This window comes from Psychromonas sp. 14N.309.X.WAT.B.A12, assembly GCF_030397575.1.
Lineage (GTDB): Bacteria > Pseudomonadota > Gammaproteobacteria > Enterobacterales > Psychromonadaceae > Psychromonas.
The window spans coordinates 20,139-32,165 of sequence record NZ_JAPNXS010000008.1 but is presented as its reverse complement, the minus strand read 5'-3'; the positions used below and the strand labels follow the sequence as shown (position 1 = coordinate 32,165).

General features: G+C 37.2%; 10 protein-coding genes. 5 read left to right on the top strand and 5 right to left on the bottom strand.

Annotated features, from left to right (window positions below; all coding sequences use genetic code 11):
* Positions 1 to 121: 121 nt before the first annotated feature.
* From pyrE to OW492_RS11490, 5 genes are all read right to left on the bottom strand, one after another.
* Positions 122 to 763 carry an orotate phosphoribosyltransferase gene (gene pyrE / locus OW492_RS11510; protein ID WP_290040097.1) on the bottom strand — a complete coding sequence of 214 codons (642 nt, stop codon included), beginning with the start codon at positions 761 to 763 and terminating at the stop codon, positions 122 to 124.
* 3 nt (positions 764 to 766) lie between these two features.
* Positions 767 to 1,486 (bottom strand): ribonuclease PH, encoded by a 720-nt coding sequence (gene rph / locus OW492_RS11505; protein WP_290040096.1) that lies wholly within the window; start codon positions 1,484 to 1,486, stop codon positions 767 to 769.
* A 166-nt stretch (positions 1,487 to 1,652) separates the two neighbouring features.
* A complete protein-coding gene (locus tag OW492_RS11500) occupies positions 1,653 to 3,863 on the bottom strand; it encodes a transporter substrate-binding domain-containing protein (RefSeq protein WP_290040095.1) in 2,211 nt (736 codons plus the stop codon).
* A gap of 344 nt (positions 3,864 to 4,207) precedes the next feature.
* The gene (locus OW492_RS11495) at positions 4,208 to 4,957 is read right to left on the bottom strand and encodes a DUF481 domain-containing protein (protein ID WP_290040094.1); all 750 of its coding nucleotides are present in this window, start codon (positions 4,955 to 4,957) and stop codon (positions 4,208 to 4,210) included.
* A 360-nt stretch (positions 4,958 to 5,317) separates the two neighbouring features.
* Entirely contained in the window at positions 5,318 to 8,215 is a 2,898-nt protein-coding gene (locus tag OW492_RS11490; protein WP_290040093.1) for an insulinase family protein, read from the bottom strand.
* A 247-nt stretch (positions 8,216 to 8,462) separates the two neighbouring features.
* Between OW492_RS11490 and OW492_RS11485 the strand changes: the two genes are divergently transcribed.
* From OW492_RS11485 to OW492_RS11465, 5 genes are read left to right on the top strand one after another with little or no spacing between them, the layout of a single operon-like run.
* Positions 8,463 to 8,885 carry a type IV pilin protein gene (locus OW492_RS11485; protein ID WP_290040092.1) on the top strand — a complete coding sequence of 141 codons (423 nt, stop codon included), beginning with the start codon at positions 8,463 to 8,465 and terminating at the stop codon, positions 8,883 to 8,885.
* A 2-nt stretch (positions 8,886 to 8,887) separates the two neighbouring features.
* Positions 8,888 to 9,352: a GspH/FimT family pseudopilin gene (locus tag OW492_RS11480; RefSeq protein WP_290040091.1), complete on the top strand. Its 465-nt coding sequence runs from the start codon at positions 8,888 to 8,890 to the stop codon at positions 9,350 to 9,352.
* A complete protein-coding gene (locus OW492_RS11475; RefSeq protein ID WP_290040090.1) occupies positions 9,352 to 9,768 on the top strand; it encodes a prepilin-type N-terminal cleavage/methylation domain-containing protein in 417 nt (138 codons plus the stop codon). The genes OW492_RS11480 and OW492_RS11475 overlap by 1 nt, the downstream gene beginning before the upstream one ends.
* Before the next feature lie 9 nt (positions 9,769 to 9,777).
* Positions 9,778 to 10,350 (top strand): prepilin-type N-terminal cleavage/methylation domain-containing protein, encoded by a 573-nt coding sequence (locus OW492_RS11470; RefSeq protein ID WP_290040089.1) that lies wholly within the window; start codon positions 9,778 to 9,780, stop codon positions 10,348 to 10,350.
* A 14-nt stretch (positions 10,351 to 10,364) separates the two neighbouring features.
* Positions 10,365 to 11,996: a pilus assembly PilX N-terminal domain-containing protein gene (locus tag OW492_RS11465; RefSeq protein ID WP_290040088.1), complete on the top strand. Its 1,632-nt coding sequence runs from the start codon at positions 10,365 to 10,367 to the stop codon at positions 11,994 to 11,996.
* The last annotated feature ends 31 nt before the right edge of the window (positions 11,997 to 12,027 follow it).

Below are 12,027 nucleotides of genomic sequence, written 5' to 3'. Positions count from 1 at the left end.
GCTATTTGAATAAAACGTAAAAAGGCGAAGCATCTCTGCTTCGCCTTTTTTATATCTAGGCATTCGTTAAATCAAACCAGTAACTAATCACACTTAGATTAAACACATGATTCGTTTAAGATTAGATACCGTATTGTGCACGGTAAGCCTTAACAGACTCAAGGTGTTGTTGCATCTCTGGTAATGTTTCAAGGTAAGTTACCACATCCGCTAATTTAACAATTGAAATCACTTTTGCATCGTAGTCACGTTCCACTTCTTGAATCGCTGATAACTCAGCTTTACCTTTCTCTTGGCGATCTAAAGCGATTAAGACACCAGCTAGCTGTGCTTGATGCGCATTAATAATGTCCATTGATTCTCGAATCGCAGTGCCTGCAGTGATCACATCATCCACCAGCATAATTTTGCCTTCTAAATCAGATCCAACCAAGCTGCCACCCTCACCGTGCGTTTTTGCTTCTTTGCGGTTGAAGCAGTAAGGAACATCTAGATCATAATCATTAGACAATGCTACCGCTGTAGTTGTAGCAATTGGAATACCTTTATAAGCAGGGCCAAATAGTAAATCATAGTCGATACCTGAGTCCTGTAATGCAGCAGCATAAAAACGACCTAATCGAGCTAAGTCTCTGCCAGTATTAAACAGGCCAGCATTAAAGAAATAAGGACTAATACGCCCAGATTTTAGGGTGAATTCACCAAACTTCAACACCTGTTTTTCAATTGCAAACTCAATAAACTCTTTTTGATAAGCTTTCATTTTTTACTCCATCTCCAATGCTTTTTTCTGCTCGATAATTAACTGGGTAATACTGCTATTGGCTAATGCCAACATTGCTAGTAATTGTGGGTGGCTAAACTCGCCTTGTTCAGCCGTTCCTTGAATTTCAATCATACCGCCTTGCTCTGTCATCACAATATTCATATCGGTTTGTGCTTTTGAGTCTTCCGCGTAGTCTAAATCACAGATTGCAGTATCTTGGTAAATGCCGACAGAAATAGCGGCGATCATCTGTTTTAATGGACTTTTCTTTAGTTTGCCCTTAGCAACCATCCAATTCAGTGCATCAGCCAAGGCAATACAGGCTCCGGTAATAGCTGCGGTACGTGTTCCTCCGTCTGCTTGGATAACATCGCAATCGACAGTAATGGTATATTCACCTAATGCTTTTAGATTGACTGCTGCACGTAAAGAACGAGCAATCAAACGTTGAATCTCTAAGGTGCGGCCATCTTGTTTGCCTTTTATCACTTCGCGTTGATTACGCGCATGGGTGGCACGTGGTAGCATCGCATATTCAGCTGTTATCCAACCTTTTCCTTTGCCTCTTAAAAAGCGAGGTACAGAGTTAGCAACACTGGCATTACATAACACTTTAGTTTTACCAACTTCTATTAATACAGAGCCTTCGGCATGATCGGTATAATGTCGAGTGATGGTAATGTCGCGATATTGTTCGGGAGAACGGTGGCTAGGACGCATAAAAAGCGGGCCTTATGAGTAAATAAGCGCAGATTATACCGATTATCTCAGCAGGTGCAAAACACCTTAAAGAACAAGAAATAGAAGAGACTCACAGAGAAGTGATTGCATCAAAACAACCCTTACTACTCATAAAGAGCTTATGTAGAATGCTTGCTATTGATCGCTATTTTTTGTAAATGACTAGTTTCCCTTTTCCTTTATCTTGAGCTTGATATAAAGCTTGCTCAGCACGGCGACTCAACTCATCTTCTAAGTAGTCGCCATTAGATACCATGCAAGCAGCACCAATACTCACTGTAATCGAATCAGGTTGATTCATCCCTTTAAACGAGAAACTCCAGCTGTTGACCATGTAAAAGATTTCCGCCGTAAGTGCTTTAACGCCTTCCTCGGAAGTATCTGGCAATAGAACAGCAAAGGTATCCTGTTCAAGTCTCGCTAGCAGATCCGCTGGACGTTGAATAACATTATTTAACCGTTGAGCTAGCTCAATTAAGCATTGGTCCCCTGCACTGCGACCATGCTGTTCATTAATCAACTTTGTATTATCAACATCAATTAACAATAACGAGATATTTTCGCCTGAACGCCTACTTCTCACCCACTCTTTTTTAAAAAACTCATTAAAATAAGCCTGATTTGGTAAGCTCGTTAAATAATCACGCATAGCTAATTTTTCTAGATGGGTATTTTTTTTCTGTAACTTTACATACTTCATTTTATTAGAAAACAATAGTAGTAATAACAAGAAAATAATAAGAGACATTCCGATAACAGCAATTAAATACCCCTGCACACTGGTTTTTCTTTCATATAATGCAGGTAACCATTTGTTTAAAATTTCTTGTTTCTTTTGTAGGCTAATCGATTCAATAACTTTATTAAAAATACTTAATAGAGGTAAATTACCTTTTTCAACTGCGAGTGCAAATGAGTAATCACTTTCAAATTGGTCCACTATTTTTAAATTAGGATAACCATGTTGAATCTGATTAACCATTACAGGTAAGACATCAATAAAGCCATAAATATCACCATCACTAACTGCATCTAACCCCTCTTTTAAAGTGCGAAATTCATGAAATTGAGTATCCGAGTACCTTTCACTTAACAGCTCACGATATGAACCATCTTTTAACATCCCCAACGGTTTATGGAGTACTTGCTGCAGTTTATAGGGATGGTTATCTTCTTCTGTTATTAATGCTAATGGGAAAGTTACATAATCTGGCGTAAAAGATAAAAACTCCTTACGACTGGGCGTATTTTTAATCGTCGGTGTAAAGTCACAGGTCCCATCTTTTAATGCCTGCAATGTTTCAGCCCAGGTTGAGGTTTCTAATAGTTCAATCGGGCTGCTAATACGCTGTGCAAATAAGCGTACAAACTCTGCGGAAATACCGATATGTTTACCATGACGAATCGCTTCTATTGGAAGCCAATCTGGGTCGACACACATAATTAATGCACCATGCTTGTCTAAATAGTTTTGTTGTCTAGAAGATAAAATAGGCAGGCGGTCTTGATAGTTTACTGCGTAAGAAGATTTACCAAAGCTGATTTGTGATTTCCACTTTTGATGCAATTTATCGATGTCTTGTTTATTCAGCGACAACAAACCTTTATCGAGAATGTCACGTAATATTAAATTACCCTTCTGCACCCCCATAAACTTTGGCAAATAATGAAAAATTTTATGGTCTATTAATGCAGTGTTGACTAAATTTTGAAGTAAAGAGCGTTCTACATAATAATTAATAGCGTCATAAGAGTCTAAGACACCATTCACTTTCTCTTCTACCAACAACTGAATAGCCTCTTCTGTTGTATTGGTAACCATTAAATGAATATCAGGATAATATTTACGGAGAAGCTCTTCATAGTAAAAGTCTTTTATCACAGCAATTGATTGTATATCGCTTAAATCATTTAAAAAAACTTCACCAGAACGGGTAAGTAAACCATCTACTGAACTTAAGGTTTGATAATGGGTGAAGGTAGTAAATTTTTGTCTTTCGGGGGTAATTTTCATATTAGAGATAACATCTATCTCTTTGTTTTTGAGTTTTTCTAAATATTCACTCCACTCATAACCAACAACAAATTCAATGTTTAAACCTGCTCTTTCTGCAACCAGTCGAATCAAATCATTGTTATAACCCGATGCTTTGCCATTTTCGATATAATTAAAAGGGTGCCATGAAGCTGCAGTGTGAACTTTAATAATTGGATGATCTTTAATATATTGCTTCTCTTGATCAGTAAATTCTACATCCACTTTCTCTAGCTGTGCAAAAGCATTATGAGCAAAAGCCAGTGTCATAAATACAATATTAATCATTGTTATTAAAGCAGGGGGCAAAGACAGCCGCATGAATATTAACCTTTTATTTTAGATCAAAGGATTCTAACAAATGTCATTAAGTAACATAACAATTAAAAAATAAAAATAAAATACAACGAAGCTAATGTGACTTGAGTAACATCTCGCACATCAATATGGGCCAAATTATCATATTTATCAGGTGATTATGGATATAAAAAGTGAAACAAGAAGTATTTAAGAGAGGTATAACAAGTTTAAAATCACGATAAAACAACCAAAAATTAGAGGTTTATTAATTGTCTTATCATGAGTTTATTTTATTTTTTTATTAACTGTTCCGCTTGCACTAAGTAAGCTAACTGAGAAAATAAAGCGAGCTATTAGTCTTTGTATTAGAATCCGTATAAGAGCGTCATAGTCGTTTCAGTGTCAGTGCTTTTAACATCTTCAAGTGGTTTATTATCATAACGAACCACAACAGCAAATTTCATGGCTAATGAACCTACTAGATTAGCTGAGATCGATGTTTCTGAACGGCCATCCAGCTTACTCCCCCAATCCGCAACAAACTTTTGTTGAAACTTAGCAGAATCACCAATTTTAGTTTGGAAATCAACAACGATATGCGCAACAGCGCTTGCATCGTAATCTTCGCCTTCAGTTTCCGCTGAATCATCATCATATTTTTGGTAAACATAACCAGGACCTGCTTCAGCAGTTAATGACATGCGTTTCGTATCAATAAAACGGTAACCATAACCAGCAGATGTACTAGATGAGTAGTCATAACCTGAGAACGGGTCGATCTCATAGTTAGTATTAGCAAATAGATAACTTAAATCATCAATTTGATAGTCACCTTGTACTTCGAAGTAATAACGTTTTGCTGTTACTTCATCCTCATCTTTTTTGTAGGTACCATCAAAAGAGTAAGTATTTTCCCAATCAGACAGTTCTTGTTTTATCTCTAAAGCAGCTTTAAATGAAGAGGTATCAGTGTTACCTGTTGTGACTGTTGCTCCTAACTCGGCTTCACCACCAATCGTTGCGTCACCTTCAACAAATTCGCTTTTTTCATCAGCGGCATAAGCACTTAATGGTAATGCTAATGCAATAGCCGTTGTAAATAGTATTTTTTTCATACTGTTCGTCCTTTCGTTTTTATTGTTATAAATTTACTCTGTACTTATACCCATTACAGTAATTAATAGATCAATTTTTTACCTCAGTAAAAACTGACTTAATTTCATGTAATTGGTCGCCCTCACCACCCTATTCAAATAATACAGATGATCTAAAAGTTATCCTCATATCGAGCTTGCTTCAGATAACTCTCCATCTATTTCATATTCTCACCATAAACAAAAGCCCTTATAGGCTTTCGCCTAAGGGCTTGAATAGAGAGTCATTAAATGAATTTTCAGCGAGTTCCTTACCTGTGTACATTAAGTGTGAGCCTAATCACTTATAAAAGTTCACACATTATTAATGAAAAGTAATATTTATTTTGGTGCAGTATTTAACTGTTCAACACTTGAAATAGCGACTTCAGGCGTTAGTGATAGAGGAGCTTCCTCACTAAACTTTTTGCCTTTGACTTGAACAATTATTTGTTGAGCGGCGCTTTTATCAAAAAATAAGCGGGTATAATATTCCTGTACTTGTTTTAAGGTTACAGATTGTAACAGTTCGATATGCTGTGATTTTGTATCGATTTTATCTTTGTTACTCATCCACTCACCAATCAGATAAGAAAATTCTGTACTTAGATTGCTTGATTTTGCTAAATAGTTAGCAATATGCGCTTTCTTTATCTCTTCAAACTCACTTTCAGTAGTATTTGCTAATACCGTTTTAAAACTCTCTAAAAATGCTTGAAAACGCCCATATAAAGCCGCGCTTCCAATGGTTGGACTTTGTGTGAACAAACCAAAACCAACGCTCTTATCGACTTCAATACTGGCTGTGAAAGGAGAGTAAGTTAATTGCTCTTGGGTACGAATTTGATCGTAAAAAGCAGGTTTTAATAACTTATTCAATAATTCTGCTTTTGCTTGTGAGGTAGGGTCTTGGTCGGCCATCAGATACACACTAGCTAATGCATCATCTTCTAATTCTGATTGACGAACAAAATTTAACGCACCTTGTTCTGGATCGGCATGTAATCGCTGGACGGTATAAAATGCATTCGGTTGAATCTTCACCTTCACTTTTAATTGCGCAGTTAATTGCAATACATCAACAGCAGAAAAGTTACCTAGGGCCAATAGTCTTACACTTGATTGGGATAGTATTTGTTTAATTAGTTGTTTTAGGTCATCCGCAGTCACGGGCTCAACCGCTTTTAGTAATGTTTCATTTGACCAAGAGGGAGAACGCACCACTTTTCTAAAGCCATCTAACCCTAAGTCCATCGCTTTCATTTTAGATTGATTCTTGAGCCTGCGTATTAGCTCTTGTTTAGCTAAGGTTAACGATTGCTGATCAATTTCCATGCTGTCTAAATAACTCAACAACGTCAGTAATAACTCTCCCTGCTTGTCACTATAGCCACTGGTACTGATCAATAGTCCGTCGTTACTGCTAATAGAAAACCCAAGCCCAGCTTCTTGGGTAACAAAACTTAACTCTGCTAATTGTTTTTGTAATACATCTAACAATAAATTTATTTTAATACGTGCAGCAGGACTTCGATCATTCAAATCATTATTCAATTGTAACTTATAGGCTCCTTTAGGCTGGTTTAATTGGCTTTGTTTGATCCAAACCGATAATCCAGACTCTTTAACCAGAGAAATAGCCTGCTTACTTTTCTCCTCTTGAACTAAAGAGAGATCTTCAGGTAACCATTCATTACGCACTGGCAGAGTCATTTGCAATTGAATATTCTGAGCAGACCTCGACCATTGCTGTAGGCGAGATGATTTTATTTTATGCTGCGCATACTGTCCTTTATAAAAGGGAATATTTTTATTCACAGATGCATCTGGGGAGACAACAAATACACGGCTATTCTCGGGTGTTAAATATGTTATTAGTTGAGCTATTAATTTAGGTTTAAAACCATCTAAACGAAATGAATAGGACAATAGATCCTGTAAAGGATATTTCTGCATATTTGCAGATAATGACATCACATATTGAAAACTGGCTTGTTTCGGTAAGAACTGGAAATAGTTATCTAAACTTTTTTTCTGCTCTGAATATTGTAACTGATTAATGCCTTTATCTTTAATCAACTGAATGTAAGCAAATAGGCTCGCTAGTACCGTATCTTGCTGAGTTAAACCTTTACTAGTGAGTTTAAAGGTCATACTAAACTGAGAATACTGTTCGCTTTGTGCAGCATAAAACCCCGCAGAAACTGATTCAGCTAAACCTTGTTTTTGCAGATAATCAGATAAGCCTCCTTTATGATCAGATCCTAATAAACGACTAATATAACCACCCGGTTGATACATATATTCATCTTTCACGCTCGGGATTAAAAAATTCACTTGCAGCAATTTCAGATCAACCGTTGGTTTCATCTGTACTTCTAAAGCTAATTGTTGATCAGTGACTAATGGAGTCATGATCTCTGGAGTGGTGGCATTATTATTAGGAATTTGTGTTAAAAATTTTGCAGCAATAGTTTGCATGTCTTTGATTGGGCGAGGGCTAATCAAAGCGACCTTCATGTTATTTGCTGAGTAATGCGCTCTAAAAAAAGCAGTTAATTCTTCTTGCAAGTTACTATTAGGTTTATCTACTAATGTCTCTAAATTACCAGTGCTGAAACGTGCCATGGGATGTTCTGGGTTCAGTGAATAACGCTGAAGGGCATATAATTTACGCATATCATTATCAACATAGGTCTCATTTTCAGCATTCACTGTATGGCGCTCTTTTTCGGCATACTGCTCATCTAAAAGAGGCTCACTCATTACATCGCCCAACCTATCTAAGGCTTCACCAAATGCACTATCATTCACTTCAAATCCGTATACAGTCACATCTTGTGCAGTATAAGCATTAGTATACCCACCATTTTGACTCATGAATTTACTATATTCATTAATCACAGGATAACGCTTAGAACCTAGGAATAGCATATGCTCTAAATAATGTGCTAAACCAAGCTGTGAATCTGGGTTATGCATACTACCGATTGGCACAGATAAAGAAGCAGCACTATTTTTTAAATCAGGGTCGGAAATAAGCAGAACCTCCAATTGGTTCGCTAAACGGATCACTTGATATTCGCGCTTATCATTAGGACTTTGGATAATGGAGTTGTTAATCACTTCAATATTTTTCATAGTAGACTCAGGAGAGGAATTAGTAGCCGCATAAACGGAAGCAGAAAGCGTTAAAGACAGGCAATAAAATAGTAGACAAATAGGCTTAACTGGCATCATTTAATGAGCTCTTTTAATTATATTATGGAAGCAAATGGTTGAGACAGTGGACTATGCAACAAGTTAAAGCAAAATAAAAGTCTTCTCACTATGAATAAGAGTTTTAAGAACTCAACTACCCAATAATTATTATTTTCTGTTTACACGCTTATTATTTGTATTATTATTAAACTATAATAAGATGCTACCGATATACTGTATAAGCACGCCTTACCCAACCAATGGTATACATATAATGTTACTTTTTATGACAAGATTTTGGCCCCCAAAAAGCAAGTATCAATATGCAAAAAAGCAAACTGGCTTTACACTTATTGAATTATTAATCGTTATAGCCGTTGTCGCTATTTTAGCGCAAATTGGGTTTGCTTCATATGTCACAGCAGTGCAAAAAAGTTATCGTTACGAAGTACAACAATCAATGGTTGAGTTAAGTCAACAATTAGAACGTTACTACTCTCGTAATGGCGATTATTCCGGTTCAAGCACAACGGCTAGTGACTTCAGTACTGACTATTATACGGTAAGCTTTAGTGAATTAGAGGATGATGAGTACACCATCTCAGCGGTGCCTATTTCAAGCACTAGCCAATCTAGTGATAGTTGTGGCACTTTAACCTTTGATTATCTTGGTAACAAAACGCCAAGCACTTCTGGATGCTGGAAATGATAATGACCAAACAACATGGTTTCACACTGATTGAACTTATGGTCACCGTCGCGATTGTTATTATTTTATCCATAATCGCCATTCCCAGTTGGACCGCTTTAATCCGTGATAATAGTATTTCCGTTGCGGTTAACCAAGTGCAAAGTATTTACCAATTAACACGCTCTGAAGCATTAAAACGTAATGAAGAAGTGACCTTAACTTCATCAAACAACCGTTTAACTTGGACATTAACAAATCAGGTGTCGGGAGCGGATAGCACCATTAAAACCATTACCCTAGCTACAGATCAAGTCTCTATTGTTCCCTCCGCTGGTAGTGCTAGTGAAGTATCCATTGCCGTACAAAAAACGGGTTTTGCAGAAAATGAGCAACTCGCTTTTACTTGGGAAGATGAATATCGTTGTTTATCCATTTATAGCAGTGGCCAAACTCAGATCAGCACAGATAGTGGAGACTGTAATTAATGCAAGATTCCTTTAGTCGTGTTACACATAATGGTAAACAAAAAAGCAAACAGAGCGGCTTTACTTTAATTGAACTACTGATTGCCATCCTAATTGCTGCTTTATCCGTTTTAGGCTTGGCTTATACACAAAATAAAAGCCTGCAATATGCACGAAGCAGTAGCCAGTATACGCGAGCAAGTATTGAGGCAAGCAATACAGTAGAACAGATTTGGAATTCACTTTGTGAGTTAAAAGATGGCTCTGAAGCGCTCGATGATTTAACCTTAGCAGATGGATTTACTCGTACTTTTGATCCAACTACCTTTGATATTACCAATACATTAAAGATCACCATAGACTGGGGTGATCAGCGTTTAACTGATGTAGAAGATGAAGTATCCGTGCAAGCTGTTTTTCCAGATATCTGTCCATAGGTGAATAAAATGAAACCACTATATAAGGCAAAACAAACTGGATTTAGTTTAACTGAATTAATGATTGCAATGGCTTTGTCATTGTTGATTGTATTAGGCATAGCAACGGTATTCTCAAGCTTAAAAGAAACCTCAACTTACTCGCAGCAATTAGAAAACACACAAGAAGTACTGCGTTTTAGTAACTCAATTTTTAGCCGAGCAATACACCGAGCAGATGAAATGGATGATAAATCCTATACTGGTAGTGATGGTAATACTTACAAGCAATTAGATTTAACTTTTAATCTAGACAATTTAGATACAGGCGAAACTTATACCAGCTGTTTAGGTAATGGCATGAGTAGCCAATATTATGAAAGCTATCGCCTGACTGATGGACAATTAATGTGTGCAGAATATACAACAGCGGGTTTAGATGATGCCAGCAAAAGCTTTACTGCTATTGGTACTAATATTGATACATTAAGCTTTGCAACTACTGATAATTTATTAACTATCACTATTACACCAGCTGATGAAACTGATTCAATACAAATGATGTTTGCACAACGCCAAGCCATTTTAGGCTTGAATGAATAGTTTAGGGAATGAACATGAACACCACTAACACTCAACCTAAAGAGAACCAAGGTTTTGCATTAATTACCGTATTAGTGATCTCATTTCTCGGTAGCTTAATTGTGTTCGACACCATCCAAGAAAACCTCAATCAAGAGCGTATGGCGGGTAATTATACCAAAGAACTTAATGCCCGGTTACAAGCTGAAAATGGACTTGCTGAAGCTTACAATATGCTCAGCACAGACAGTAGCCTATCGACCGATGATATGATGACTCAATTGAACAGTGCACAAAATAGTTCTGGTGGTTATTACCACAATATTGATGCTTGGTTAGATAGTGATATCAGAGAAATAAATAGCTCAGGTTTTCACTACGATGGCACATATGCAATGCGCGGATCATTTTCATTAACTTCCTCTTCAGGAAACTCAGTCTTTACTGGCGCAATTACTACCTGTGATGGCGCAACATTAGGAGGCAGTGGCACCATTGATAGCTATGATTCAAGCGAAGGTGCTTATGACTCCAGTAATCCAGGTAATAATGGCGATGTTTCAGTATTAAACGAAGATGCTAGTGGCTTAACTTTAAGTGGCAGCTCACCTATTGATGGAAGTGTGTCGATTAATGGCGACTTAACCATGTCGGGATCAGCTTCTATTTCAGGTGATGCACATGTATCAGGTAATATTGATTTAGGCAGCTCAGGATCTATTGATGGAAACGCACAGGCGACCGGTAATGTCACCAACTCCTACTCTTCAACAACAATGGATAGTATTAGCGCCAACGGCGATGTCACCATACGGAACAGTTTTGATAACCCGATTTCATATAGTGGTGAATTAAATTATCCTAGTTATGGCAGTGTTAGTAATGCAACCTATTATGATACAAACCAAGTTAGTGACGTTGGTACTGAAACTTGCGACATATTAGATTTAGCCAGTGAATTTGCCAACACAACGGATGGTGTAGGTAGTTTAGGAAGTGTCTCTCCAACTGCTTACTCTTTTTCCTATTGGCCTTACACTGACTATGTATTTACCGATACAGGACTAGAGTCATATAACAAAAGCAGTGGCACCACAGATAGCTTTGATACAGAAACAGCAACTATCGACTTTTTAGGTGAAGAAACAGAAGTCTATGTGATGAGTATTGATAGCTTTCAAAGTGGTAATACAATCACTATCGAAAGCGGTAATAATGTCACTATCTATTTAAGTGGGGATACCTCTATTGAAGATAAAATTTATGTGGAAGATGGCGCAACGCTAACCATTATCACCGAAGGTACTTTTACAACAACAGCTGATGGTGGTGTATATGCTTTAGATAGTGATGGTAATACAGCTACTTCGGCAGTAAATAGTGATGGTGAAAATTCATTTATTCTATACTCAGGGTATGACTCTGACGGCGATAATAATGATTATGGTGTTACCTTGTCTGGCTCAACGGATATGTTTTTAACCGCTTATGCACCCGATGCGGCAATCAAAGTTACAGCAAGTGGTGATATCTATGGCTCTTTACGTAGTGATTATCTAAAGGTAACTGGCGGTGCAGGCGTTCACTTTGATGAACAAATCACCAGTACGAATATAGGCAGCTCAGGCTCTAGCTCATCAACACCAGAAATCACACGTTGGTTTTAAATAAAATCACACTCCTATCGAATTTACCCAT